The organism is Rhizobium sp. WYCCWR 11128 (assembly GCF_013416305.1).
GTDB lineage: Bacteria > Pseudomonadota > Alphaproteobacteria > Rhizobiales > Rhizobiaceae > Rhizobium > Rhizobium indicum.
In genome coordinates this window covers 726,429-753,366 of record NZ_JACCEZ010000002.1, presented here as the reverse complement: position 1 = coordinate 753,366, position 26,938 = coordinate 726,429, and the positions used below count along the sequence as shown (strand labels likewise).

General features: G+C 60.8%; 26 protein-coding genes. 1 reads left to right on the top strand and 25 read right to left on the bottom strand.

Going from position 1 to position 26,938, the window contains the following annotated elements:
- Window positions 1-5 precede the first annotated feature (5 nt).
- From ugpC to HX898_RS11360, 5 genes are all read right to left on the bottom strand, one after another.
- A complete protein-coding gene (gene ugpC, locus HX898_RS11380; RefSeq protein WP_180194687.1) occupies window positions 6-1,094 on the bottom strand; it encodes a sn-glycerol-3-phosphate ABC transporter ATP-binding protein UgpC in 1,089 nt (362 codons plus the stop codon).
- Between the two features lie 50 nt (window positions 1,095-1,144).
- Window positions 1,145-2,797 carry an alpha-glucosidase gene (locus HX898_RS11375; protein ID WP_180194686.1) on the bottom strand — a complete coding sequence of 551 codons (1,653 nt, stop codon included), beginning with the start codon at window positions 2,795-2,797 and terminating at the stop codon, window positions 1,145-1,147.
- A 34-nt stretch (window positions 2,798-2,831) separates the two neighbouring features.
- On the bottom strand, window positions 2,832-3,995 hold the full coding sequence (locus HX898_RS11370) for a carbohydrate ABC transporter permease (RefSeq protein WP_138334350.1): 1,164 nt from the start codon (window positions 3,993-3,995) through the stop codon (window positions 2,832-2,834).
- 1 nt (window position 3,996) lies between these two features.
- Entirely contained in the window at window positions 3,997-5,010 is a 1,014-nt protein-coding gene (locus HX898_RS11365) for a sugar ABC transporter permease (protein ID WP_138334351.1), read from the bottom strand.
- Between the two features lie 186 nt (window positions 5,011-5,196).
- Window positions 5,197-6,558, bottom strand: a complete 1,362-nt coding sequence (locus HX898_RS11360; RefSeq protein ID WP_138334352.1) for an ABC transporter substrate-binding protein — start codon at window positions 6,556-6,558, stop codon at window positions 5,197-5,199.
- Window positions 6,559-6,856: 298 nt separating this feature from the next.
- Here HX898_RS11360 and HX898_RS11355 point away from each other — a divergent pair, with 298 nt between their 5' ends.
- Window positions 6,857-7,882, top strand: a complete 1,026-nt coding sequence (locus HX898_RS11355; protein WP_138334353.1) for a substrate-binding domain-containing protein — start codon at window positions 6,857-6,859, stop codon at window positions 7,880-7,882.
- A 112-nt stretch (window positions 7,883-7,994) separates the two neighbouring features.
- Here HX898_RS11355 and folD read toward each other — a convergent pair whose 3' ends face one another.
- From folD to motC, 20 genes are all read right to left on the bottom strand, one after another.
- Window positions 7,995-8,894 carry a bifunctional methylenetetrahydrofolate dehydrogenase/methenyltetrahydrofolate cyclohydrolase FolD gene (gene folD / locus HX898_RS11350; RefSeq protein WP_130825175.1) on the bottom strand — a complete coding sequence of 300 codons (900 nt, stop codon included), beginning with the start codon at window positions 8,892-8,894 and terminating at the stop codon, window positions 7,995-7,997.
- A gap of 120 nt (window positions 8,895-9,014) precedes the next feature.
- Window positions 9,015-10,787, bottom strand: coding sequence for a succinoglycan biosynthesis protein exop (locus HX898_RS11345; protein WP_180194685.1), 1,773 nt, complete (start codon window positions 10,785-10,787; stop codon window positions 9,015-9,017).
- A 156-nt stretch (window positions 10,788-10,943) separates the two neighbouring features.
- The gene (locus HX898_RS11340; RefSeq protein WP_012756086.1) at window positions 10,944-11,783 is read right to left on the bottom strand and encodes a WecB/TagA/CpsF family glycosyltransferase; all 840 of its coding nucleotides are present in this window, start codon (window positions 11,781-11,783) and stop codon (window positions 10,944-10,946) included.
- Between the two features lie 395 nt (window positions 11,784-12,178).
- Window positions 12,179-12,718 (bottom strand): hypothetical protein, encoded by a 540-nt coding sequence (locus tag HX898_RS11335; RefSeq protein WP_180194684.1) that lies wholly within the window; start codon window positions 12,716-12,718, stop codon window positions 12,179-12,181.
- On the bottom strand, window positions 12,718-13,083 hold the full coding sequence (locus HX898_RS11330; protein WP_003545575.1) for a hypothetical protein: 366 nt from the start codon (window positions 13,081-13,083) through the stop codon (window positions 12,718-12,720). Before HX898_RS11330 ends, HX898_RS11335 begins: the two co-directional genes overlap by 1 nt.
- 124 nt (window positions 13,084-13,207) lie before the next feature.
- Entirely contained in the window at window positions 13,208-13,771 is a 564-nt protein-coding gene (locus HX898_RS11325; RefSeq protein ID WP_011650492.1) for a rod-binding protein, read from the bottom strand.
- 32 nt (window positions 13,772-13,803) lie between these two features.
- The gene (locus HX898_RS11320; protein ID WP_003545570.1) at window positions 13,804-14,217 is read right to left on the bottom strand and encodes a hypothetical protein; all 414 of its coding nucleotides are present in this window, start codon (window positions 14,215-14,217) and stop codon (window positions 13,804-13,806) included.
- A 7-nt stretch (window positions 14,218-14,224) separates the two neighbouring features.
- Entirely contained in the window at window positions 14,225-14,977 is a 753-nt protein-coding gene (locus HX898_RS11315) for a flagellar biosynthetic protein FliR (RefSeq protein WP_029874060.1), read from the bottom strand.
- Complete coding sequence (gene flhA, locus HX898_RS11310; protein ID WP_028743716.1) at window positions 14,974-17,061, bottom strand: flagellar biosynthesis protein FlhA; 2,088 nt, start codon at window positions 17,059-17,061, stop codon at window positions 14,974-14,976. Before flhA ends, HX898_RS11315 begins: the two co-directional genes overlap by 4 nt.
- Window positions 17,062-17,151: 90 nt before the next feature.
- Window positions 17,152-17,418 (bottom strand): flagellar biosynthesis protein FliQ, encoded by a 267-nt coding sequence (gene fliQ / locus HX898_RS11305; protein ID WP_009992823.1) that lies wholly within the window; start codon window positions 17,416-17,418, stop codon window positions 17,152-17,154.
- 99 nt (window positions 17,419-17,517) lie between these two features.
- Window positions 17,518-17,946, bottom strand: a complete 429-nt coding sequence (flgD, locus tag HX898_RS11300) for a flagellar hook assembly protein FlgD (RefSeq protein WP_180194683.1) — start codon at window positions 17,944-17,946, stop codon at window positions 17,518-17,520.
- Window positions 17,937-18,386, bottom strand: a complete 450-nt coding sequence (flbT, locus tag HX898_RS11295) for a flagellar biosynthesis repressor FlbT (protein ID WP_003556571.1) — start codon at window positions 18,384-18,386, stop codon at window positions 17,937-17,939. Before flbT ends, flgD begins: the two co-directional genes overlap by 10 nt.
- Window positions 18,383-18,730, bottom strand: coding sequence for a flagellar biosynthesis regulator FlaF (gene flaF / locus HX898_RS11290; RefSeq protein ID WP_003556569.1), 348 nt, complete (start codon window positions 18,728-18,730; stop codon window positions 18,383-18,385). Before flaF ends, flbT begins: the two co-directional genes overlap by 4 nt.
- A 34-nt stretch (window positions 18,731-18,764) precedes the next feature.
- Window positions 18,765-19,811: a flagellar hook-associated family protein gene (locus tag HX898_RS11285; protein WP_138388085.1), complete on the bottom strand. Its 1,047-nt coding sequence runs from the start codon at window positions 19,809-19,811 to the stop codon at window positions 18,765-18,767.
- Between the two features lie 3 nt (window positions 19,812-19,814).
- The gene (gene flgK, locus HX898_RS11280) at window positions 19,815-21,302 is read right to left on the bottom strand and encodes a flagellar hook-associated protein FlgK (protein WP_180194682.1); all 1,488 of its coding nucleotides are present in this window, start codon (window positions 21,300-21,302) and stop codon (window positions 19,815-19,817) included.
- A gap of 19 nt (window positions 21,303-21,321) precedes the next feature.
- Window positions 21,322-22,629 (bottom strand): flagellar hook protein FlgE, encoded by a 1,308-nt coding sequence (locus tag HX898_RS11275; protein ID WP_138388087.1) that lies wholly within the window; start codon window positions 22,627-22,629, stop codon window positions 21,322-21,324.
- Window positions 22,630-22,754: 125 nt separating this feature from the next.
- Window positions 22,755-23,426, bottom strand: coding sequence for a winged helix-turn-helix domain-containing protein (locus tag HX898_RS11270; RefSeq protein WP_003545558.1), 672 nt, complete (start codon window positions 23,424-23,426; stop codon window positions 22,755-22,757).
- Between the two features lie 280 nt (window positions 23,427-23,706).
- Entirely contained in the window at window positions 23,707-24,264 is a 558-nt protein-coding gene (locus HX898_RS11265) for a lytic transglycosylase domain-containing protein (protein WP_180194771.1), read from the bottom strand.
- Window positions 24,212-25,645: a flagellar hook-length control protein FliK gene (locus HX898_RS11260; protein ID WP_180194681.1), complete on the bottom strand. Its 1,434-nt coding sequence runs from the start codon at window positions 25,643-25,645 to the stop codon at window positions 24,212-24,214. The genes HX898_RS11265 and HX898_RS11260 overlap by 53 nt, the downstream gene beginning before the upstream one ends.
- Window positions 25,642-26,937 (bottom strand): chemotaxis protein MotC, encoded by a 1,296-nt coding sequence (motC, locus tag HX898_RS11255; protein ID WP_180194680.1) that lies wholly within the window; start codon window positions 26,935-26,937, stop codon window positions 25,642-25,644. The genes HX898_RS11260 and motC overlap by 4 nt, the downstream gene beginning before the upstream one ends.
- Window position 26,938 lies beyond the last annotated feature (1 nt).

Genomic DNA, 26,938 nt, shown 5'->3' with positions numbered 1-26,938 from the left:
CCGCCTCATTTCCGGTAGGTATGGCCGGTTGCGTCAAAGAGATGCAACTTCTGCCTGTCAGCGGCAAACCGCATCCTCTGGCCCTTCTTCACATCATAGATGCCGGGCAGCTTGACGACGATCGGCTCGCCCGGAACCAGACCCTCGATATAAAGCAGCGTCACTTCGCCGAGCGCTTCGACGATCGACACTTCCCCTTCGAAAAGGTAGTCGGCGCCATCGGCAACCCGGAGATCCTCCGGCCGAACGCCGAAGCTTGCCTGCTTGCCCATTTCCGACGCGTCGGTCGCCACATCCAGCGTCACCGACATGCCGCCGGTCAGCGTCACCGTCGTCTGGCTTCCGGTCCCGGCGATCGTCGCCGGAATGATGTTCATCGCCGGCGAGCCGATGAATTTCGCGACGAAGAGGTTTGCCGGGCGCTCGTAGAGGTCCAGCGGCGCGCCGACCTGCTCGATATTGCCGGCGGAGAGAACGACGATGCGATCAGCCAGCGTCATCGCCTCGACCTGGTCGTGGGTAACGTAGATCATCGTCGTATCGGCCATCTGTTCGTTCAGGCGGGCGATCTCGATGCGGGTCGCGACGCGCAGCGCGGCATCGAGGTTGGACAGCGGCTCGTCGAACAGGAAGACCTTCGGATCGCGGCAGATGGCGCGGCCGATCGCCACGCGCTGGCGCTGGCCGCCGGAAAGCGCCTTCGGCAGGCGACCGAGATATTGGGTCAGCTGCAGGCTCTCGGCCGCCGCTTTGACGCGACGATCGATTTCCTGCTTGCTTTCGCCGGCGATCTTCATGCCGAACGCCATGTTATCGAACACGGTCATATGCGGGTAGAGCGCATAGGACTGGAAGACCATGGCGATGCCGCGCTTGGAGGGCGGCACGTCATTGACGAGATGGCCGTCGATATACATCTCACCGCCGGTGATCGCCTCGAGACCGGCGATCATGCGCAGAAGCGTGGACTTGCCACAGCCGGACGGACCGACGAAGACGATGAATTCGCCCTGCTTGATATCAAGGTCGATACCGTGGAGAACGTCCACGGAACCGTAGGATTTGCGGATATCCTTCAGCGTCAGTCCAGTCATTTCTCTCTCCCTGTGTTCCCTGGGCCTGTGTTTCCTTAGGCCTATGTTCCTTAGGCAAGACGGGCGAAATACGCCCCCCAGGCCGGAATATCGATCTTGTCGCCATAGTTGTTGCTGGTAAAGCCGTGGCCCGTCAATGCCTGCCATTCTCCCGCAGGCAGAATGACGGCGGCCTCGGTCGGGCTCATGTTGAAGATGCAAAGCAGCTTCTCGTTGCCGTATTCACGGGTGAAGACCAGGCTATCGCCCTGTGTTTCCTCGAATTCGATCTCGCCCTTGGCAAAAGCCGGGTGCAGCTTGCGGAAAGCGATGAAGCGGCGATAGTGCTCCAGCACGGAAGCCTCGTCGCCCAGCTGAACGCTGACGGCACGCAGGATATGCTCGACCGGCACCGGCAACCAGGGCTTGACCGTCGAGAAGCCGCCCTGGGCGACTTGGCTGTCCCAGACCATCGGCGTGCGGCAGCCGTCGCGGCCCTTGAATTCCGGCCAGAACTGGATGCCATAGGGGTCCTGCAGATCCTGATAGGCGAGATCGGCCTCGGTCAGCGCCAGCTCCTCGCCCTGATAGAGGCAGACGGAGCCGCGCATGGTCATCAGCAACGAGGCATAAAGCTTGGCAAAGGCGTCGTGATCAGCGACCAGCCCGCCCCAGCGGCTGACATGGCGCATGACGTCGTGATTGGAGAAGGCCCAGCAGGCCCAGCCATCGGGTGCCGCAGCTTCGAAATCCTGCATCACCTCCTCGACGCGCTCCGGCGTCAGCGGATCGGGCGCCAGGAATTCGAAGGCATAGCACATATGCATCTTGTCATTGCCGGAGGTGTACTCGCCGACAATTTCAAGGCCCCGCTGGCTGTCGCCGACTTCTCCGACGGCGGCGATCGCCGGGAATTCCTCGAGAACGGCGCGGAAACGCTTCAGGAAGGCAAGGTTTTCGGGCCGGTTCTTGTCGTAAATATGCTCCTGAAAATTATAGGGATTGACCGCCGGCGCCGTCGAGGCGTTGCGGCGCTCGGGCGCAAGCGCCGGATTGTCGCGCAGTTGCGTGTCATGGAAATAGAAATTGATGGTGTCGAGGCGGAAGCCGTCGACGCCGCGATTGAGCCAGAAGCGCACGACATCGAGCAGACGGTCCTGCACCTCCGGGTTATGCAGGTTCATGTCCGGCTGCGAGGTCAGGAAGTTGTGCATGTAATATTGCATGCGCGTCGGATCCCACGCCCATGCCGAGCCGCCGAAGATCGACAGCCAGTTGTTCGGCGGCGTGCCATCCGGCTTGGCATCGGCCCAGACATACCAGTCGGCCTTGGCGTTGGTCTTGCTGGAGCGGCTTTGCACGAACCAGGGATGCTGATCCGAGCTGTGGGAGATGACGAGGTCGATCATCACGCGGATGCCGAGGCGATGGGCCTCGGCGATCATCGTGTCGAAATCCACCAGCGTGCCGAAGATCGAATCGACATTCTCGTAGTCGGAAACGTCATAACCGAAATCGCGCATCGGCGAGGTGAAGAAAGGCGAGATCCAGATCGCATCGACGCCAAGGTTTGCCACATGCGGCAGGCGGGCGGTGATGCCCTTGAGGTCGCCGATGCCGTCACCGTTCGAATCTTGGTAGGAGCGCGGATAGATCTGATAGATCACCGCGCCGCGCCACCAGTCTTTGTCAGGGGTCGAGATCGATTGGGAAGCCACGTTCATGGAATATCCTGTTTGAAGTCACGTTCGGGAATGGTCAGCCTCCCTTGACCGAACCCGCCAGCAGACCGCGCACCAGGTAACGCTGAAGCCCGAAGAAGACGAGCAGCGGCACGATGATGGTGACGAAGGCTGACGCCGTCAAAATCTCCCAATTGCCACCGCGCGAGCCGAGCAGCGCGTTCAGGCTGCCGGTCAGCACGATGTGGTCCTTGTCGGTGCCGAGGAAGACCATGGCGACGAGCAAGTCGTTCCACACCCACAGGAACTGGAAGATGGCGAAGGAGGCGAGTGCCGGGAAGGACAGTGGCAAAACGATGCGGACGAAGATCTCGAAATCACTCGCGCCGTCGACGCGGGCGGATTCGATGATCTCCTTCGGCAGGCCGGCGATATAGGCCCGCAAGAGATAGATGGCGAGCGGCATGCCGAAAGCGGTATGGGCAAGCCAGATGCCGGGATAGGTCTTCGACGGCTGGCCGAGCATGTTGCCGATCTCGTTGTAGAGGCGCAGCAGCGGGATCAGCGACATCTGCAGCGGCACGACGATGAGGCCAACGACGAGCGCAATCAGCAGCCCGCGGCCGGGAAATTCCATCCAGCTGAGCGCATAGGCGGCGAAAGCGGCAATCAGGATCGGGATGATCGTCGCCGGGATCGTCACGGTCAGCGAGTTGATGAAGGACTGGCCGATACCCTCGCCTCTTAGAACCGTATTGTAGTTCTGCAGCGTGAATTCCGGCGGCGCCGAGACGGATGCATAGATGCGCTTCGGGCGTTGGTCGGGCGAAAAGGCGGTGTTCTTCACATAGCGGTAGCTGCCATCGCTGTTGATCTGCAGGGTTTCACCGTCGCCGAGATCGGCGGTCTCCCCGGCCTTAAAGGCGGCCGGCTGCTGTATGCGGTTGCCGAAGGCCTTCACCGCCCGGCCGGCCTGACCTTCCAGCACATTGCCCGAGATGACGTAGCTGGCGCCCTCTTGCTTTTGCTGGTCGGGTGTACCGAGGCGGACCGCGGCGGTTTGCGTCGAGCCGACGAAGGCCGTCCACCAGCCGGAGACGACGATCTGGTCCTTGTCGCGCAGCGCGCTGACGAAGATGCCGAGGGTCGGGATGAGCCAGATGATGACGATCAGCAGAACGGCTGCGTGAACAAAGAGACGGGCGGGGCCTATCTTGAAGTAACTTCCGATAGCGGTCATCTCAGTGGCCCTTCAATTCGCGATTGGCGCGGCGCACGTTCCAAACCATGATCGGCGTGACGGCGAGCATGATGATGATGGCGATGACCGCACTTCGGCCGGAATCACCGCCACCGCGGAACATCCAGTCGAACATCAGGTTCGCCAGCACCATCGTCTGCCACTGGCCGTTGGTCATGGTCAGCACGATGTCGAAGACCTTGAGGACGAGGATAGTGATCGTCGTCCAGACGACGGCGATGGAGCCCCAGATCTGCGGCACCATGATGCGCCAGAAGATCTGCCAGCCATTGGCGCCGTCGATGACGGCGGCTTCGATCGTCTCTTCCGGAATGCCGCGAAGAGCCGCCGACAGGATGACCATCGCGAAACCGGTCTGGATCCAGATCAGGATGATCATCAGGAAGAAGTTGTTCCAGAAGGGAATGGAGATCCACACCTCCGGCGTGCCGCCGAAGGTCTGAACGATGGCGTTCAGCAGGCCGATCTGGACATCGTTGCCGCCGCGATATTCATAGATGAATTTCCAGATGACCGAGGCGCCGACGAAGGAGATCGCCATCGGCATGAAGACGATGCTCTTGGCGATATTGCCCCACCAGATGCGATCGGTCATCACGGCGATGACGAGGCCGAAGAAGGTGCAGGCAGCCGGCACCACGGCGAGCCAGAGGATGTTGTTGAAGATCGACTGGCGGAATTCGCGGTCACCGAGCGCCCATTTGTAATTGGCGAGGCCGACGAACTGCAGACCGGCGCGGTCGTAGAAGGAGAGGATGAAGGTCGCAACCACGGGATAGACGAGGTAGACGACGAGCAGGAAGAGCGCCGGGCCGATGAACAGCCATGGCCGGACGAGCGCGCGGCGGTTCAGATTGCGCGATGCCGCTCGGATGTCGCCATCCTTCACCGGCAGAGCCATGTCCAGAATCTTATTTGAAAAATAGAAATAGGCCGAACACGCGATCACGGCGGCGAACACGACGCCCAAAGCGGACACTATCTGCAACAGCATTTCGTCCCTCCCCTGCTTCCCTGATCTTATTCCGATCGGTTTTTAATTCTGACGGGTCGACCTCAGTCACCGTCAATCTCTTTGATTGCCTGATCACAATATATCCTGCGATGGCCGGGCTCTTTGCGAGCCCGGCCAGTCATGCAAGCCATGCCGCCGGCAAGCCGGCAGCATCGTCTTGAAGGATTACTTGATGCCGTCCCAGGCGCTCTGGATTTCGCCAGCGGCCTCTTCAGCGGACTTGCCACCGACGAAATCGACCATGCCCGTCCAGAAGGCGCCGGCGCCGATCTTGCCCGGCATCAGGTCGGAACCGTCGAAGCGGAAGGTGGTGGCGGAGGTCAGGATATCGCCTTCCTTCTTCATCTGTGGGTTGGCATAGGCCTCGGTGCTGACGCTCTTATATGGCGTCAGGAAGCTCGACTGCGCCATCCAGACCTCATGGGCGATCGGGGTCTTCAGGAAGTCGATGAAGGCGCGGGCCGTCTTCGAGTCCTTGGCGATCGAGACGAGCGTGCCAGCGCCGAGAACCGGCTTGCCGAGTTCGGGATGCGAAGCAAAGGTCGGCATGTAGAAGAAGTCGGCATCCTGACCGAGCTTCGTGCCTTCAGGGAAGAAGGACGGGATGAACGAGGCCTGATGGTGCATGTAGCACTTCGGCGGAACCGCGAAGAGGCCCTTCGGGCTGTCGCGGAAATCGGTCGAGGCCACAGCTGCGACGCCGCCATCGACGTACTTCGCGTTCTTGGCGAACTTGCCGAACTCGTCGATCGCGGCAACGACGGCCGGATCGGTGAACTTCAGCTCGTTGGTCGTCCACTTGTCGTAGGCTTCCGGCGGCTGCATGCGCAGCATGATGTCCTCGACCCAGTCGGTCGCCGGCCAGCCGGTGGCGCCGCCGGAACCGAGACCGATGCACCAGGGAACGCCGCCGTCCTTGACGATCTGGTCGGTCAGGGCATGCAGCTCTTCCATGGTCGTCGGGATCTTGTAACCGGCTTCCTCGAAATTCTCCGGCACGTACCAGACGAGCGACTTTACGTCGGCCTTATACGGGAAGGCGTAGAAGGCTTCCTTGCCATCCTTGCCCTTGTAGGTGCCGTAACCGACCCAGCTGTCGCCGGCGCCGTAATTGTCCTTGATCCACTTCGAGTTGTCGTCGCCGAGCGGCGTCAGGAAGCCCTTGCTGGCGAGATCGGCCAGGAGGCCCGGCTGCGGCAGAACGGCAATGTTCGGCGGCGAGCCCGCCTGCGTGTCGATGACGATCTGCTGTTCGTAGTTTTCGGAAGAAGAGTATTTGGCATCGATGCCGGTGGCTTCGGTGAAGTAGGCAAGCACGCTCATGAAGAACGCCTCGTCCTCGCCGCGCCACGGCCCGAAGATCGTCAGCGGCTGACCCTTCAGATCGGCATGCGCAGCCTTGAATTCGTCATAGCTCTTCCAGTTGAACTTGGCATCCTGCCCCGGCGCAAATTTCAGTTCGGCCGCAGACGCAGCACCGGCAAAAAGCGCTGCCACGGCAACGCCCATCAAAAATGACTTTTTCATGTGATCATCCTCCCATCACAATCCCAACCGCGCTGAATTCCTTCAATAAAGAAATTTCAAAGCGCTTTGACACCCAACTCATTCCACTTTCGGTGGAATGGAGTCAAGTCAATTCGCGAAAACCCGCTGTGAACACGCCAAATATCGCGGCGCAACAGCGCCTATCGGGAAATATGGAGCGATTTTTCTTGAGTCAAGCGCGCCAGATGATACATACTTGAAAGCGCTTTGGATGCCGCTGGGAGGCGGCAGGCCTTTTCAAGACGGCTGAGGGGCGGGCTCGGAGGAAGCATAGCAGGTGAATCTCAAACAGCTATCGCAATTGCTGGGGCTGTCTCAGACGACGGTGAGCCGGGCGCTCAACGGCTATCCCGAGGTCAACGAGGCAACCCGGGAGCGCGTGCTTCAGGCTGTCAAGGAAACCGGATACAGGCCGAACAAGGCGGCGCAGCGGCTTGCGACCGGCAAGGCAGGCTCGATCGGCCTCGTCATGCCGACGGCGCCCGGCCACCAGTCCGACGTGCATTTCGGTGAATTCCTGGCCGGGCTCGGCGAAGAGGCCGTGCGCCACGATTTCCACTTCGTGATCATGCCTGCCGACCCGGATGACGAGGTGGCGGCGCTGCGCCGCCTTGCGATCAGCGGCAATGTCGATGCCCTGTTCGTTGCCTATATGCGCGGCCACGACCCGCGGCTCGCCATGCTGAAATCGCTCTCCATGCCCTATGTCGTGCACGGCCGGTCCTTCGGTTCGGAGCCGGACTATCCCTATCTCGACATCGACAATGAAGGCGCCTTCTACGATGCGACGCGGCTCTTGCTGCAGCTCGGCCATACGCGCTTTGCGCTGATGAATGGACCGATGCATCTCGATTTCGCCATCCGCAGGAAGAACGGCGTCGTATCGGCCCTTGCCGAGCGCGGGCTCACGCTCGAGGAAGATAGCATGAGCCACGCGCTGATGACGGACGAACAAGGCCTGCTGGCGATGGAACGCTTCCTGCAATTGCCGGAGCGGCCGACGGCGATCCTCTGCTCCAGCACGGTGCTGGCGCTCGGCGCGATCCGCGCGGTCAATCAGGCCGGATTGCGGCTCGGTGAGGATATCTCGCTGATCGCCCATGACGACGTGCTGCCGCTGCTGAAACCGGAAAGCTTTTCGGTGCCGCTGACGACGACACGCTCTTCATTGCGGGCGGCGGGCGTTCGCATCGCGCAGCGGCTGATCGGCACGGTGAAGCAGGCCGGCCCCTTCCCCGACCAGGAGCTCTGGAAGACCGAGCTGATCGTCAGGGCCTCGACCGGTCCTGTTTCCCAGGCCTAGAACAGGATGATTTTAGGCTGGATCGGCTTAAGGTCTGAATCCTGTTCTGCATCATATAGTTAGAGCATGATGTCGTCCGAAAACGCTCACACTTTTGGGCATCATGCTCTAATCAAAACTGCGGCGGTGTCTGCCCTGCCGTGCGATGGGCGGCAATGACCGTGTTGGCCATCAGCATGGCGATGGTCATCGGCCCGACGCCGCCGGGAACCGGAGTGATGGTGCTGGCGACCGCCGAGACCTCCTCGAAGGCGACGTCGCCGACGAGCCGGGTCTTGCCCTCGCCTCTTTCGGGGGCTGCCACCCGATTGATGCCGACGTCGATGACCGTTGCACCGGGCTTGACCCAATCGGCCCTAACCATCTCCGGCCGGCCGACAGCGGCCACCAGGATATCGGCGTTGCGGCAGACCTCGGCGAGATTCTTGGTCCTGGAATGGGCAATCGTCACCGTCGCATTGGCGTTGAGCAGCAATTGCGCCATCGGCTTGCCGAACAGATTGGAGCGACCGATGACGACGGCGTTGAGGCCGGAGAGGTCCTCGCCATGGGTGCGGCGGACGAAGACCATGGCGCCGGCCGGGGTGCAGGAGACCAGTCCGGTCTTCAGGTCGCCGGTGGCAAGCTTGCCGGCATTGACGACGCTCAGGCCGTCGACATCCTTTTCCGGCAGGATCGACTGGATGATCGCCTCGCTGTCGAGCGGCTTCGGCAAGGGCAGCTGCACCAGAATGCCGTGGATCGACGGATCGGCGTTGAGGGTAGCGACGAGAGCTGCCAGATCCTCCTGCTTCGTGTCGGCCGGCAGCGTGTGCTGAACGGACTTGAAGCCGCACTCCTTGGCCATGCGGCCCTTGGAGCCGACATAGGCGTGGCTTGCCGGATCGTCGCCGACGATGACGACCGCAAGGCCGGTGGTGACACCGCTGCTCTTTTCCAGCGCCGCCGTCGCACTCTTGACCGTCTGAATGACCGATGCAGCTACGTTCTTGCCGTCGATTACTGTCGTCACGCGTCTCTCCGCCCTGTTTCGCGTCAATCTATGGATACTCGGCGAGCGTCAATTGCCCGCTAACGCCCTATCCTGTCGGAAAGCGGCAATGCAATAGCAAGCTTGCAAGGAAATGTTCGTTCAGCGCAGCGGCTGCCGCGCTTCAAGCGAATGAACACGAAGCCGGTCGCGCAGACCGGAGATTTCGGAGCGCAGCAGCTCCATTTCGTCGACCGGCGCGGGGGCCGGCGCAGGCATGGAGGGCAGCGGGGCCTGCGGCCGGGATACGATCATTTTCTCGCTTGCGGAATCGGCGACGGGCCTACGCAGCCGGAGCAGGAAAGCCGCAGCAAGGCCTATCGCAAGGCCCGCCGCGGCACCGGTCAGCGCGCGGCCGATCAGACCATCGCTTCCCGATACTGCGGTTGCCAATGCCGGCTTCAGGAGAACGATACGACCGTCGGCGGCCGCTTCCACCGCTGTGGACGTCGCCTCTTCGAGGCGCGAGCGGGCGGCTTTCGCCTTTTCGCTGAGCTCGGTCAGGCGTGACAAATCGACGCCGGTGTCCCGGCTCTGGGCGATCAGCGTGTTGCGGCGATCGTTCAGGCCCTTGCGCGCATCGACGGCGGCTTTGGCGGCGAGGTTGGCACTCTGGGCAAGACGGGTCAGCTCCTTGCCCATATTCTCCTTCAGGCCGTCGGTTTCGGCCTGCTGCTGCAAGAGGCGCGGATGGCGCGGGCCGAGCTCGGCCGAAAGCTGCGCAAGCGTCGTTTTGGCGATGGCATATTTGTCACGCCAGTCCTGCAGCGCCGGCGAAAGCATATCGGAGGGGAGCGAACCGTCGAGCACTTCGGCAAGTTTTGCGGCCTTGAGCTGGTCGGCCTGCGCCTTGGCGGCAAGGATGTTCTGGTCGGCCGCTTTCAGATCGGCATCGAGCCGGTCGATCTGGCGGCGAAGATCGATCGCCACCTTGACGTTGCCCTCGCCGCTCTTCGCCGTGAAGGCGGCAAGCTCGGCCTTGACCTCGTCATAGGTTTTGCGCAAGGCGGTATCGGTCTCGACGTTGCCGCCGGGTCCGTCTGCTGCGGACACCGCTTCGGCAAGCCTTGCGGCGATGCGCATGGATTTGCCGCTATCGCCGGTCGTCACCTTGACGAGGATGGTGCCGGCGGCGGCATCGGGCAGTATCTCGACCGCATGTTTCAGCGTCGCCTCGGCGCGCGAGGCCGGATCGGCAGCCGCGCCGGTCGCCGAGAGGAGATCGAGCGCGACGCCGAGCGCATTGGCACTGGCGCCGGCAAATTCGCGATCATGATCGAGTTTCAGGGCTGCGACCGTCGAAGCAACCACCCGCGCCGACAGCAGCCCTTTGGCCGCGGCCTGGGTGAAGGCAGCGCGGCTTGCGGCATCGCTCTTCACTGCAAGCGTCGCTTCGGCGCGGTAGAGGGCCGGCGAAGCCGGCATCAGCGCCGGCAAGCCCGCGCCGATGATCGTCGCGGCGCCCACCATCATCGCAAGGCCGATCCCGCTTGCCCGACGCCGCGGCGCTGCCGGCTGGGGCTCGGCGGGTTCTTCACGGACCGCGGCCAGCGGTTCAGGTGAGATCATCGGTTCGTCGGCCGGAACGCTCAGCTCTTCATCGCCCGCCGGCTCCTGAAGAATCGGATGGCCGACGTCGTTGGCGGCCCGGAGGCGATTGCCGAGGATGGTTTCGATGCGGTCGACCAGCGGTGCGGTGCGCGCCGCTCTTGTGCGCTGTTCTTCCAGCGCGCGGCCGATGGCGCGCAGCAATTCGGCCTCGGGCGGCGCGATATCAGGCCGACTCGACCGGGGCGCCCCATAGGAATCGTCATGGGGGCGCGGCCTTTCGGCTGCGCGATCTTGGAAGCTGTTTCTGGCCCTGATATCGTACATTTGCGCCACATCTCATGCACATGATGGCCGAGTTCACTCATCCGCACGAATGCAGATGATTAAGTGACTCTAAATATTCATAGCAAAGAAATGGTTAACCGCAGCGGGCAAGAATTGCTAAGCCGCGCATCTTGTTAGACGCGCGGCGCTATAAGGTCAGCTCGCCTTCTTATGGTCCGACCGCGGCTGCAGCGCGCTGCCGTGCTCTTCCGGATGGCTGAGGATCCTTTCGCGCCGGCGGAAGCGGTAGCGCAGGACATGGAAGAGAAACACCGGGATGCCGATGATGTAGCGGCGCCAGAGGCGCGTCGGCTCCTGCAGCAGGCGATAGGCCCATTCCAGGCGCATCATCCGCACCGTCCTCGGCGCGCGTGGGACGGCGCCTGAGACGAAGTCGAAGAGAGCGCCCACCGTCAGCACCAGACGTGCATGATCGGCGCGAATATGATCGTGAACCCATTTTTCCTGCAGCGGCGTCCCCATACCGACGATCAGGATATCGACCTTCTGGCGCTCAAGCTCCTCGATGACATCTGTGGGATCGACCTTGTCGAAGTAGCCGTCGGAAACGACGACGAATTCGTGCCAGGGCGTGTGCCTGCGGAAATTTTCCGCCGCCGCCTCGACGACCGAACGCTCGCCGCCGATGAGGCCGATGCGGCGCGGGGCCTCCATGAAGGTGAGGAAGGCCGGCACGAAATCGGTGCCATTCAGATTGGCGGGAAACGGCGAACCATGGGCGATCTGCGATGCGATGTTGAGGCCGATACCATCAGGCAGCACCAGATTGTGCGACATGATCCGGTAATATTCGTCGTCGCGCAGCGCCGTCAGCATGTTGTGGGCGTTGACAAAGCAAACCACGGTCTGGCCGACGGGAATGGAGGCCAGCTCGTTGATGAAAACGAGGGCATCGTCCCAGCCGAGATCGCAGACCGGCAGATCGAAGATCGTCCGCCGCGATGCGAGCACCGCGAAGTTTGCAATCAGATTCATTCCTACCTCCTGCCGAGGGTGCTGCATGCGCCCGACATCCCGGAAAACAAGCCCATATTTCCGCACCGGAGGTCTCGAAAGGACCGGTCGCGTCCCGCCGGGACGGCGTCGCTCCGATTTCGGATAAGCGGCGCATGCCAAGCTGTGACACCTGATATAACAGGACGGTTTCAAACAACCCTTAGGAAAATTCCTTGAATTTCCATGCTCGCATAAGTCGTTTATTAACCACGCGCGCCAACGACAAACGGCGCCCTCGGGCGCCGTTTGTCGTGGATGATCGAATGATGTCTAAAGCATGTCGCGCAAAAGTGTGCAGCGGTTCTGCGACAACGACATGCGTAAAAACAAAGACCTAAAGCGCGAGGAGCGAATCTGAAAGACCGCGACGCGCTTTAGTGGGCCGCTGGCGCCGGTGCTTCGGCGGCCGGTGCGGTCTCGACGATGTTGACAGGTTTGCCCACCTTCTTCGGCTGACCGGCGGAGCTTTCCTTGACCTCTTCCTTGGAGAGATAGTCGAGCTGCTCCAGCATCACCTCGGCGACGTATTCGCCGCCGAGGCGCTCGTTCATGCCCTTCTTGATCTCCTCGCGGAAGGCCTTCGGATCGAAGGATTTGATGTGGGCGATATCGACCATCTTGTTGCCGACGAGCAGACTGAAAAGCTCGTCCGTCGTCATCTCGCTCAGCGGCAGCGTCACGCCTTTCAGCATGTCCTTGTTCATCATGAACGAAACGCGGCCGAGGAAATAACCGGTGATCGCGCCGTTGCCGATGATCGGCACCGTGATCGTTTCGCCCTTCACCAGTCCAAGAGCGCTCTGCTTGGAATCCGTTGCTGCGGGCGCCGGCGCGGTCGCCAGGTACACCGAGAAATAGACCGATGCCAAAGTGATGGCGCAAACCCAGACACCGGTGAGGACGAGCTTGATCATCAGTTTCCACGCGCGGCGAATTGTTCCTGGGAATAGGTGCCGTCGGCGTCGGCGTCCTGAACTGCGTTCTTCAGCAGGTCGGCGACAGCGCGAACCGCTTCGAGATGCGCCTCGACGCGACGGGCATTGAGAACCAGCTTCTTCTTCAGGCCGTGCAGCTGATCGAGATGGGCAGCGGCAAGCTCGGCCGGATCGGTATCCCGGAAAAGCATCGACAGCTCGTAGAGGCAGCGGCTCTTATGCGCATTGGAGACCTTGAGATCGAACTGCGGATCGTTGCCGATCCGGGTGTTCTCATTGTCGATGATCATTTCGAGGCGTCCGAGAACGGATTTGATCCTGTATTCGTTCGAAATTATTTCCATTGTACCCTCGATTATGCGTCGCTTAGAGCATGATGCCGAAAAGTGTGCGCGGTTTTCGGACGACATCATGCTCTAACTATTTAATTTAGAACAGAATTCAGATTTTAGGCCAACGGGCCTAAAATCATCCGGTTCTATCGGCCTTGGCGTCCGCCGTCGGCGTGCCAAAGGTCTTGCGCTGGAAGTCGTCGATCATGCTGAGCGCGGTGTTGCGGTCATCGTCGTCGGTGGAGGCATTGACGATCTTGCCTTCCTGGCGGCGCAGCTGCTCGCTGTACATCTGCTTGGCGATGCCGATGCCGTCTCCCTTGGCCATGACGTTGCCGAGCTGTTCGGCCATCATGCCTTTCCAGATATCGCCGGTCGCGCCCTTGCCGTAGACGTCTTCGCTTTCGTTCGGCAGCATGGACTTGACGAAATTCTGCAGGACCATGGCCTCGAACTTCCGGTAGCTTTCCGGAACTTCCTCGGTCTTGGTGCGGTTCTGGATGTTGGCGAGGCCGCTCTTCTGGCCGACATGATCGAGAACGTCGACCGTATTGGAGAAGCCCTTGCCATTCTCGGCGAGGCTCGTTGCGGCAAAGGCCGCACGATTTGCCTTCAACTTTTCCTGAGCCGCCTGAACCTCCATGGGGTCGGCAGCTTTGACAACGTCCAGGACCAGATCACTGGGAGGCGAAATAGCCACGTTACAATCCTCTGAATTTAAGATTGCAACGACTATGGTTTTTGAAGCTTGCTGGAGGCTGGCGTTGCGAATTGCTGATCGATGACATCGTAGACTGCATTGTCATCGGCCTCGCGGCGCTCGACTTCTAGGGCTTCCTTCATGCCGTCTTCGAGGCGGTCGCCCTTGGCGCGCTCGCGCGTCAGCCGCATCTCGTGGATCTGCTGCATGCCGGTCAGCTGCTGGTCCTTGATGGTGAGCCTGCCGAATCGGTCGGCGTAATTCTGCGAGAAGGCGTGGTGGACGGGGTCCATCGAGCCGAGCGCGAGGATAACGTCGTCCATCGCCACATTAACCTCGACACGCTGGCGGCTGGTTTCGGCCAGGTCGTTCTCGGCCATTCTTTCGATATGCCGCTGCACCGAGAGCAGCCGCTTGAGCTTCTGGGAGCGCTTCTTTTCGATCATATCAGCCTCATCGCCCGATATAGATCGAGCCGAAGGACTGGCCGAACTGGCTGACCATCGCCGCAATCGAGAAATAGATCAGGAAGAGCCCGCCCATCAGCAGATAGGGCGTGGAGATGAAGTAGACCGGGATCTGCGGCGCCAGCTTGTTGATGAAACCAATCGAGACGTTGAAGATCAGGCCATAGATCAAAAACGGGCTCGACAGCCGCAGCATGATGTAGGTGGTCTGCTCCAGCGTGTCGGTAAAGGAGATCAGCGTCGCGCGCATCTGCATCATGCCGCCGAATGGCATGGTCGTGTAGGAATCGATCAGTGCGCGGAAGACGATGTGATGGAAATCCATGATGAAGAGAATCATCATGCCGGCAAAGGTAATAAAGGCCGACAGGCTGGTCTCAGGCGTATCTTCGATGACGTCGGCGGAGCCCGGCTGGGTGTAGCCGACCATCATGGCGGTGATCGAGGCGGCGAACTGCATGCCGAGCGTGTAGATCCTCGCCAACATGCCATACATCACGCCGATCAGCGATTCGCTGAAGATCAGGCCGATATAGGTTCCGGCACCGGTGTGAACGGCCGGATAGACGGTATCCCAGAGCAACGGCATGACGGCGATCGAGAGCGCGCCGGCGATGAAGACGCGCAGCTGTGCGGGCACGCGCGCCGAGGAAAAACCCGGAAGAGCCAGCACACAGCCACCGATCCGGCAGAAAACCAGAAACAGCGCGAGAACGGTCCCTTGCGGGTCTGTTATCATGAAATAGAGCCCAAAATCTTTATCTCGATGCCCTTGGCCAGTTCGACATGCGACAGGACCGGGAGCGTGGCGAACAGCCTCTCGATGATCATGCGCACATAGGAGCGTGTTTCCGGCGACGTGACAAGTGCGAATGGCAGGCCGCGATCCATGAACTCACGGATAACTTTGGTGGCCTGTTCGCTGAACTCCTCCAGGCTGCGCGGATCGATGTCGAATTCGATCACCTCGCCCTTGGCGTCGCGCTTCAGCGCCTGATGGAAAGCCAGATCCCATTTGCTGCCCAGCCGCAGCACGCGCAGCACGCCGTTGTCGGCGAGATCGCCGCAAAGCTGCTGGGCCATGCGGATGCGGACATGCTCGACGATCTGCTCGGTCTTCCTGACATGCGGGGCGAGCTCGGCCACCGCCTCGAGGATGAGGTGCAGGTTGCGGATCGAGACACGTTCGGCAAGCAGCAGCTTGAGCACTGCCTGCAGGCCCGAATAGGACATGTGCGACGAGCAGATCTCGTCGGCAAGCTTCTTGTATTCGGGATCGAGCCGATCGATCAGCACCTTGACGTCCTTGTAGGACAGCAGCTGCGGCAGGTTGTTGCGGATGACCTCGCTCATATGGGTCAGCACGACGGAAACATTGTCGATCGGCTGGAAGCCCTCGCGTTTCAGATCGTCGGCGAAATTTTCGAGGATCGAGACGGCAGGCATGCCGAATGCGGGTTCGCGGATTTCGTCGCCGGGAATGCTCGGCCGGCGGCCGGCGCCGGTGACGACGAGGACTTCGCCGACACGCAGCAAGTTGGAGGCGACCGTCGTGCCGTGGATACGGATCTGATACGACTTCTCGGCGATGGCGATATCGTCGGTCACCTTGATCTCGGGCACGACGAAGCCGTATTGGGTGGCGAACTTCTTGCGCATCTTGCCGACGCGGAAGGCGAGCTCCTGGTGGGCGCCGAGCAGGCGCGTCGAGACCATCTTGCCGAGTGCGAGCTCGATTTCGGAGGTGCGCAGCACTGCCTTGACCGAATCCTTTTCCAGTTCCTTGTTCTGGACGACCTTCTTTTCTTCCTGCTCGCGGCGAAGCATGTTCTCTGCCTCGACCTGACGTGGGATGAACCAGGCGCCGAAGGCGAGAAGACCGCCGAGGACCACGAAGGGTACAAACGGCAGACCCGGCATCAAGGCCAGGATGAACATCAGCACCGCCGAGACGGAAAGCGCGCGGGGATAACCGCTCAACTGGTTGACGACCGCCTGGTCGGTGGAGCCGGTGGTGCCGCCGCGAGAGACGAGAAGGCCGGCGGCGAGCGAGACGATGAGAGCCGGCATCTGTGCGACGAGGCCGTCGCCGACCGAGAGCTTGACGAAGACGTCAGCGGCTTCGCCGATCGGCATGCCGTGGCGGAAATAGCCGATGATGATGCCGCCGAAGATGTTGATGCAGGTGATGATCAGGCCGGCGACGGCATCGCCGCGCACGAACTTCGACGCACCGTCCATCGCACCGAAGAAGGAGCTTTCCTCCTCGAGTTCCCTGCGCCGGCGCTGGGCTTCCCTCTCGTCAATGATGCCGGCCGAGAGATCGGCGTCGATCGACATCTGCTTGCCGGGGATGGCGTCCAGGGTGAAACGTGCGCCGACTTCGGCGATACGCGTGGCGCCCTTGGTGATGACGATAAAGTTGATGGTGATGAGAATTAGGAAAACGATCAGACCGATGACGAAGTCGCCGGACATCACCAGGCTTGCAAAACCGGCGATGACGCCGCCTGCCGCATCGTGACCCTCATGGCCATGCGAAAGGATTACGCGTGTCGTCGCGATGTTCAGCGCCAGCCGGGTCATCGTCGCGATCAGCAGAATGGTCGGGAAAGACGAGAAATCGAGCGGTTTCTGGATCCACAGCGCGACCATCAGGATCAGCACCGAGAAGGCGATCGAGAAGGCCAGTCCCATATCGATCAGGAATGGCGGGATCGGCAGAAAGAGAATGCAGATGATGCCGATGATGCCGAGGGCAAAACCGACATCGCGCAGGCTCGGGGCGACTTTTGGAATGGGGAGTGCAGGTGGTTGCGCCATGACGATTCCGTCTCTTCATGAGAGGAGGCGGACATGCAGCCCGCCCAATTCGGATCGAGAGTTAAATGGCGAAGCTTGCGCGAAGGTGGCTCAGAAACCGGACTGGATGCGCGAGAAGACCAGATTGGTGAAAATCGAGATCTGCGAGCCGACGAAAGGCGCGGTGACGCCGACCGTGATCAGCACCGCGACGATCTTCGGCACGAAGGTCAGTGTCGCTTCCTGCACCTGGGTCAGCGCCTGGATCAAGGCAATGACGAGACCCACCACCATCGCCGCGATGACGGCGGGACCGGCGGCAATCAGGACGGTCCAGATCGCCGCCTGGAACAGATCCAATGCATCAGCTTCATTCATCCGAAGGCAACCTCATATCGCCTTGAAGCGGCCCCGCCGTGGCCGGACCGCCATTGATTGGTATCACCCGAGCTATGCGGCGCACCGGCGCCGTGGGTATCAGGTATCGCTGGTCGGCGCCTTGTCGGCAATAGTGATTCCCGCCTGCACGAGTATATTACCGCCATCCGTGGTCGTCGCTATGATTCCGTCCGAATAAACCTTGACGGATTCGATGGTGCCTTTGACGGTGCCGTCGGCACTTTCCATGTATTTTCCGACGTAGCTGCTGGCCTGGGTGAGGCTCGAGCTTGCGAGCAGCGTGTCCAGCTTGGTGTTGGTCTGGATCGTCTGCTCGACCTGCGAGAAGCTCGCCAGCTGCGACATCTGCTCGCTGGCATCCATCGGATCGGTCGGATCCTGGTTCTTCATCTGCGCGATGAGCAGTTGAAGGAAATTGTCGTAGTTCAGCGTCGCCTTCGTCTGGGCCGTGCTCGTCGTGCTGGAAGTGCTCGACGTGCTCACGCTCGATGTTGCATCTACCGCCATGGTGCAATCTCCCTGCGAATCTGCTCGACCATCGTCGGCGGCATTTCGTGGTTGTTGAGGATATTGTCTTCGATCGCGTAGAGGCCGCGGATCGCCTTGAGCGCGTCGAAGGCGCGGCCCGTCGAGACGAGCGCATCGATGCGCTTCAGTTCGGCGAGAATCTCCTCGTTCTTGAAGCAGGAGAGCAGCATGGTGATCGACTTGCGGAACAACGCCGTCGAGTGGTCCTTGCCCTCAGGATTGATGAGGATCATCTGCGCGATGAAATAGAGCTGACGCAGCGGCGTCGTGGCTCCCTCCGGCTGGAGGACGTGGTTTTCGAGAAGGAACGTCACATCATTCAGGAATTCCAGCGCGACCTTGCGGTCGACGCGCAGGACGGCGCCGTTGATGAAGATTCTTTCTCCGGCTTTCAGAGAAATGCGAAGTGTACTTTTCATTTAAGTCCATCCCTGATGATGGTGGTAACGTCGATGATGCCCTGGTAGTTATTAGACTGACGTTTTCTGATCCTGTCGCATTCCTTCAATATCCAGATCGCGATCGAGATGAGGTTGGCCCTGAGCCCGATCTCCAGCTGGTTGTCGGGATGTTTGAGATCCTCGATGAAGCTGATCCAGACCCGGCGTGTATAAAACAGGGCTTCAATGGCTTCCCGGCCGTATTTTTCCTTTTCGCGCGCCGCCGCCAGCAGGTCTATGGACCGGTCAAGAACCTGCCATTCCCGCTCTTTCGCGTCGGCCACCGAGTCCTGCATGACTTCGGCATATGAGAACTGATACATTCATGCATCCTTCTTTATTGCGCGCCTTTGCTCATCAAAGGTAGTTTACTAGACTCAACTGCTGGATCTTCGAGACGATCGTGTAAGCGGTTTCAAGCTGCGTTTCCAAAGTCTTGACGAGGGTCGAGGCTTCGTAAGGATCGACGCCCTGGAGATCGACGAGCTTGTTCTTGATGATGTTCGATTGAGCGTCGAGAGCGTCGTTGGACTTCTTGACGCGCTCTTGGGAAAGGCCGAGCTGGCTTGCCTGGGTCACGAGGCCGCTGGTCGCCTTGGTCGTGTAGCTGATCGCCTGCTTGGACACAGTGCTCATCGCATCGCTGCTGAGGCCCTGGCCCAACAGTGCCGAGGTCATTACCGAGGCGAGCGCGAAGTAACGCATGCCCTCGGAATTGGCATTGGTCGAGGATTCGATCACTTCGGAGTTGCTGATGCGGCTCGTCATGTTCTGGCTCGATGCCTGCGACCAGCCGGTCGTCGGATCGGTCCAGTTGGCCTGGTTGAACATCGGCTCTACCGTCGTGGTGATGAAGGTGCTCATTTCGGCGCCGGTCAGATCCTTGACCGCCTTCGGGAGTCCTGCCGCATAAGCGTTCAGCGCCGTAACGATGGCCGCGCTCGTCGCGGTCGTCTTGTCGGTCAGCGGCTGCACATCGGTGTTGATGCCCGAGAACAGATATTCGCCGTTTACCATGGTATTGGCCGTGTCCATCATCGTGGACAGGGCGCTGGTCGCCGACTGGATGGCGACGGTGATGCTGCCTGGGTCGTGGCTGCCCTGGAGAGCGGTCAGCTTCGAAACGAGGCCGTCGCCGACATCCTTCATCTTGGAAAGGCCGAGCTGCGAGGATTCCATGCGCGCGGTGACAAGCGAATTGCTTGATTTGATCGAGGCTATCCGGTCGACCTCGCGGCTGAAGTCGACGCTCCTAGCGGCGTTGCCGCCGAGCGAGACACCGATATCGGCATAGACTCCGGTCGTCGCTTCCATCGTCGCCTTCGTCATCTGGTTCTGCGCCTGACGGATCGTCAACCGCATCGCATTCTGAATGGCCGAACTTGAAATAAATGAGCTCTTCATGGCTTAACTCGCAATATCCAGCAATGACTTCAACATTTCGTCAACGGCGTTCAGGATCTTGGTCGCCGCCTTGTAGGACTGCTCTATGTCGAGGAGCAGCGTCAGCTCCTCGTCGAGGTTGACGCCCGTCTCATTGGAATAGGCTTCGTCGGAGCGTGACAGCGCCGCCGAGGTGTTTTCCGCCGCCGTCGTGGCGTTGCTGCGGTACTGCTCGAGCCAGCCAAGCGAATTCGTGGCGAATTCCATGATGCTGACGTTCGAATCGATGCCGGTCGTGGCGTCGAACCCGACCGGCGTCCCCGCCGCTGGGTCGAAATCAATGTCGGAGCCCAATGCGGTATAGAGACGATCGAGTTCAGTCGTATAACCGCTGGCGCCTGACGTGTTCAGGACGAGGCCGGTGGCGTTGACGCCACCATCGCGCAGGCGCATCGGATCGCCGCCTTGCGAGGTGATGACGCGGCTGCTGACCGTGATGGTCGCCGCCATGCCGGCAATCGCGGTGGCGCCGGTATCGACCGTACCGCCGCTCCAGGTGAAGAGGCCGGGCACATAGGCCGGGCCAGCTGCCGTGTTCTGCTCCTTGAAGAGCGAGACCAGGCCGCGGGCGACTTCGTCGAGCTGCTTCTGGAAGTTCGGGGCGATTTCGTCGCGCACCTGGAGGAGAGACTGAAGGCTTCCCTGCCCCGTCGTCGTCGATCCGCTGCCGCGTGGAAGCGCCACACCGTCGATATAGACCGAATTGCCGGCGATGGTCGCGGTATAGACATCCTGAGACTTGAACGTCACCTTGCGCGGGATCGTCTCGAAGAGGATCGTCCCGTCAGACGTGCTCAGCACCATGTCGTTATTGTCGCGCGTCGTTGCGTTGACGCCGACGATCTGCGAAATCTGCTTGAGAGCCTTCTCACGTTCGTCGAGGGCGCCGGATGCATCCGCACCCGAGGCCGTGGCGGTCTTCACCGCATTGTTGGCCTTCTCGAAGTCGCTGAGAAGCGTGTTCAGCTTATCGACGTCGGTGGCGATCTGCTTGTCGGCGGTGGCGCGGACGTTCTGAACGGATTGCGAGGCATTGTTCAGCGAGTTGGCGACGTCCTGGGCGGCGGTGATGGCGCCCTGAGCGGCGACGGTGCTGCCCGGCGTCGTGCGGAAGGCCTGAAGCTTCTGCTGGAAAACACCGAGATAGGTGGATGGCGACGTTTCGTAGTCGTTGCCACCCACGATCGACTTCAGGTCCTCGAGACCGCCGAGCAATGCCTGCTGGGCACTGTCCTGAGAGGATGTCTTCAGGTATTGGCGCAGCAGCGCCTCTTCCTGCGCGCGGTCGATCTTGACGACCTGCGCGCCATTCAAGGACGTGGTGAGCATCGCCTGCCGGCGCACGTAATCTTTGTTGCCCGCATTCGAGATATTGTTCGATACGACACTGCTCTGAGTGCCCGTATTGTTGAATATATTCTGCGCGGTATTAAGTGCGGATGTGAGCGACATGGCTTACCCGGTACCTTGCTTATCTCTTGAGGTTGACGAGAACGTCCATAATGTCGGAACCCGTCTGGAACACCTTGGAATTGGCGGTATAGCTGCGCTGCGATTCGATCATCTCGGTCAGCTCGCCGGCGAGGTCGACGTTCGAGCCTTCGAGAGCGCCTGATTTGATCGTGCCGAGACCGTTGGTCTGCGGGAAGCCGGTGACGGTGACGCCCGACTGGCCGTTGGCGCTGTAGACGTTGCCGCTCATCAGCGTCAGCTTGTCCGGGCTAGCGACATTGGCCAGCGGAATGCGATAGAGCGGCTTGGTGCTGCCGTCTTCGTATTTCGCGTAGACGATGCCGTCGCCGTCAACCGTGACGTCCTTGACCGGGGTCGCTGCCTGGCCGTTCGGCGTACCGGTGCCGGAGAAGGCGGCGCCGAGCTGGGTGAAACCGGAGAAATCCATGGCGATCGTCTGGCCAGTCACCGTATCGGCGATGTTAACGGCGCCGCCCGTGAGCATCTTGCCATCGCGGTCGAAGGTCAGCGTTCCCGTGCCGACAGCGGCAGCGGCACCACCCGGGGCGTATGGGAAGGAGGTCGTGCCGCCCACCGCTGCGTCAGCGTTGCGGTAGATTGAAACCTGCCAGGTGGCGGCCGTACCTGTCGCCGGCGGCGGTGTCACGACCGATTGCTTCGTGAAGTAGAAGTCGTACATCACCTTGTTGCCGAGACGGTCATAGGCGACCATCGAGACCTTCTTGGTGTCGGTCGTCGTCGTGGCCAAGTTGTCGCTCGGCAGCGTCGCAGGAGCAACCGGAGCGACCTTGGCGTTGGAATCCAGGTTGCCCTTGAAGACACCGGATGTCGAGGCGATGGCGGTCAGACCATCCTGGTTGACATTGACGGGAACGAGGCCGTCGAAGCCGTTGACGACGACGGCCGGAGCGCCGGAATCGTAGGAATAGCCCATCAGCATGAAGCCGGCGGCGTTGACGAGGTTGCCTTCGTCGTCCTTGGTGAAGTCGCCGGCGCGGGTCAGGACCGGCGTGCCGTCAGGACCCTGGACGATGAAGAAGCCGTCGCCCGAGATTGCAAGGTCGGTGCTCGACGTGGTGTAGGAGATGTCACCCTGGTCGGAGACGGCCTGGCGGACGGAGGTCTGAACACCGCCGGAATTGTAATTGCCGCCCGAGGAGGGCAGAACCAGCGACGAGAAGCTCGTCGACACAGCCTTGTAACCGGTGGTGTTAACGTTGGCGATGTTGTCGGCGACGGTGCTGAGGCGGTTGGCCTGAGCGTTCATCCCCGATACTGCCGTCTTCATGCTGCCGAAAATGCTCATCTGAAAACCTCGTTTTACCTGTTATGCACGAGAGTATTTGTCGGGCCTTGCGTGAAGCTGTCTGTCAGGCGAGTTGCGAGGCCAGATATTGAAGTTCAGCCGGGCGCCGCCGCCCGGCCGAGAAATCAGGCCCAATCGATGCAGTAACCAAGGAAGCGCTTGGAATCGACCGGATCGACGCCAAGTTTTTTGCGCAACTTCTTGCGCAGCTTCGAGATGTGGCTTTCGACGACGTTCTCCTCGACCTCTTCATCGAAGATGCCGTAGATGGCGTTGAAGATCTGGGTCTTGGTGACGCGGCGACCACGATTGGCGATCAAATATTCGAGGATGCGGCGCTCGCGCCGGGGAAGTGCGAAGACTTCGCCGTTGATCTCGGGGTCACGACCATCCGAGAAGACGCGGATCCCGCCGATCTCGGTGTAATTGGTGATCGCCTTCAGCCGGCGCCGGATCGCAGCCGCCCTTGCGAGGATTTCGCGGGGATGCACCGGTTTGCGCACCACGTCGTCGACGCCGCAATCGAAAAGCGCAAGAGTGTTTTCGAGCGAGTGCTGGTCGCTGACCGCAATCACCGGCGCCATCGACCGGTCCCGGATCGCCCGGGGCAGTTCGAAGTTGCGCTGGCCCTGACCGATCAGAAAGGCCTCGACTGCAGCTATATCGGAATCGGCGGCGGTCTGTACCCACTCGCCAAATTCCGCTGGATCAAAGCCGGTGGAGGGAATGCCCTCACGACCGAACAGAGATGTGTATCCATCTTTCACGAGCTCACGCTCATCAACCACTACGATCATTCGTCCGCCTCCGAATCAGTGTGGCACTTCGATGATCTATGGGTACGAATCGCACGAATCGGCGACAACTCGTTAAAGTTAATGGCAGAAACTAATAATTGATTAAGATCTGGGTAGCGATTTGATCTATATCTAGTGGGTACGCCTGATTATGCACACCAAAATTTCGTGGAAAAGTTAACAGTCGGTTAAATATGACTTGCGCAGGGGATTCACGCCGGATTCCCGCCACATTGTGACACAGTTTCGTCACAATACGCCTCTTCCATCTTTGGTTGAATCAATTTCGACAAAAGTTACTCGCATTGAGAGTCCACTTGCCGTAGCCCGTGGCGACGAGATTGGAGATGACGCGGCAAACATATTGCTTCTGCGCCGGATTGTTGTTGGGTCCGGCATGGTATCTGGCTACCGCCATCGTCCATGTCTCGTGACGGTCATGCAGATTGCGGAGGAATTTTGCCGCATACTCCACGTTGCGATGCGGGTCGAACATCTCCTCGGCAGAGCGGAATTTCTCGCCGTGAAAGTAATGGTTGATCTGCATGCAGCCGATGTCGATGAGCTTCGCGCCGCTGTTGCGGGCGACATCGAACTGCCGCATCGCGTCCTGCTCCGAGGGCGGAAAAATCGCCTTGCCTTCGACGTTCATGGCGTAGGGATAGAGCGAGCCCTTGCGGCCGGTCTCCGTCAGCCCAACCGAATAAAGGATGCCTTCCGGGATGCCGTATTTGGCCGCTGCCGACTGGATCTCGCGTTCGCAGGCGCCGGTGGAGGCGATCGCCTCAGAGGTAAACGCCGCCAGTGCCGCTGCTGCCGCCAGAACGAGCGTCTTCAACACTGGTATCGCCTGCGCCATTGAAGCCTCCGTCCGTCCGCTGTGCCGTCTGATTGTGGCGATCGCGCGCCTCGCCGCCCTGCCCCTGCTGAGGAAGCGACTGCTGCTGAGAGGCCTGGCCCTGGTTGCCGGCGTCGGGACGCTCGACCGGCGCCATGCTGATGGTGACGTTTTCGACCGCGTAACCCTGGCTGCGCAGAGCTTCGAGAATCTTGCCGTGATCTTCCTTCATTTGACGATAGGCCGCTCCGGTATCGACCTTGAGGTCGATGTTCAGGGCGTCGCCGGACAGGCGCATGGTCGCCGTCACCAGGCCGAGATCGAGCGGGTTCATCTGGATTTTCAAAGTATTGACCACCTTGCCGGTGCTCGTCCATTCCGCCGCGTTGGAGAGCGCCGAGCTCGGCTCCATGGCGCGCGCCCATTCGGAATCGCCGGAGAGAGCGGCGGTGACGGCGGCGGAATTCGTATTCTGCATCAGGCCGATATAGCGGCGCGATTCGAGCACCGAAACGTTTTCGACATCGGCCTTCTTCGAGCCATCTTTCGGCCCGGCCTGATCCGTGCCGATGTGGACATCCATCGACACGCCGCGGCCATCGGCGCGGCTCAACCTGAATGTCTTGCCATCGTCGGCTTCGGAAATCTCCGATCCGGGAACCTTGATGTCATTCGCCTTGCCGCTCTCGTTATTGCCGCTGACCGCGGCAAGAGCGTCGGACGCATGGCCGCCCGCCTTGGCTTCGATACCATCGAGTTTCTTGTCGCCCGCTCCAGCCTCGTCGACCTTGGCGGAGACGTGATGTGCGGTGGTCGCCGGCAAAGTCACTGTCCCGTCGGCAGGCTCCTGCTTCAACAGACCCAGGACATCGGAAATGCCGCCGTCATCATCGTCGCTGACCTTGTCCGTATCGGTTTCCAACGCGTCGGCCTTGGTGTGTTTGCCGCCCTTGGCTGCCGGAGCGACCTCGTCTGCGGGACTGTCCTTCGGATCGAGCTTGCCGAAGGCGAGATCGGCCGGCATTTTGACCTCAGCCTTTACGGGCTTTGTCGTGGCCTTTTCAATACTGGCAATCGTTTCCGGCTGTACCTCCGCCTGTGCCTTCAGCGCGGCGTCGCCGAGGTCGATCAACGGCTTTGCACTGCTGCGGCCGCGGATCGTCCGCGCCACTTTCTCGGCGCCGCCATCGGCAGCCACGCCCTGATCCGGCTGCGCATCGTCGGGCTCGTCATTGACGGCATCGCTGCCTGCCTTGGCAAGCGCGTCGAAGAAGCCGCTCTTTTGGCCGTCAGCATCACCTTTTCCGGCCAGTCGCGCGGATTTCGCAACCGCGGCCGTCTCCGTACCGGAGGCTCCGCCCGAGACGCTTATATCCATCATTGTTCGTTGCCTTCTTGCGCCAGAAGACCGTCGATCTCGTCGAGCTTGGATCGACTGGTCGTCACAAATGCGTTGAATGAGGGGTCGGTATCCTGGCTTCGGCCAGTTGATGCCACACCTCCCGGAACAGGCTCGGGAAGCGCGCCTGGCGCTCCCGGTTGCATGGCTATCGCCGCAGCCTTTTCAGAAGTGATTTCTTGATGATCAGTGTTAGGATTGGAGGCTTGCGTCAAGCTTGCCGGGTCGGGAGCGCGCAGGATCTGCTCGGCAACGGATCGCGCCGCCTCCTGCAGCGCCTGATCCCGCCGCGACAGCGCGTCGCCGTCGATGCCGCTGACATTCTTTGCTGCCTGATCGATATCCTCGGTGGGAAGGCCGGCCATGCCGCCATAGAAATCCGCGAGCGGACCGAAAGCATTGTCGGTGCCGCCGCCAAGCGACTGCACGCGTCCGACCGCCATGCGCGCCAGCTCCGGCTTGCCTGATATCGCGGCGGCGCGGGCGATGCGCAGATAGACCTCGCGCTGGCGCGGTGCGTCCATGAAGGACAGGATGTCGATGACATCCTGCGGCTTCACGTCGTGATCGTGGCCGACGACGAGGGTGACGAAAAGATCGGCGAACTGGCTGGCATAGGGCGAATGCAGGAAGCGACGGACATAGCGCTGCGAATAGGCCATTCCCCTGTCGAGCATCCCCTTGTCGACGCAAATGGCGACGGAGCGGCGCAACGCCGCCTCCTCGACGATCGTGCCCGGGGCGGCAAGGCGCGCCTGGTCGTAGAGATCCAGCGCGTCTGTCGGTTTCGTCGCGATCAGCACGTTGCCGCCGATCAGCGCAAGGTAGGGGCCGATCTTCTTGTCGCGATATTCCCTGGCCGTCTCCTGCAGCGTCTTGGCGACGAGGAGGCCCTTGCCGCTCAAATATTTGCGAAGCACATCGGTGACACGGTTGTCGAAATAGCCGTTGACGTCGTGGGCGATCAGATATTCGAGCGTCTGGGGGTTGCCGCCGCTCATCGTGTAGATCAGCGCTGCGTCGACATTGCGGTCGTCGTCGAAGATCGACGGTTCGACGGTGCGCAGCCGCGTGTCGATCGTGCCCAGCATGAAGCGCTGCATCTCACCGGCCGAATGATCGCCGGTAACGACGGAATCCTGCACGAATTGCAGAGACCGCAGCATTTTGTAGGGAGCGAGATCGTCCGGATCCTGCGCATTGGCTGCGGCCGGCGAAAGCATCGCCAGGCCGAGAGCCACAAATCCGACGTAACAATGCTGCCGACGCGCCATT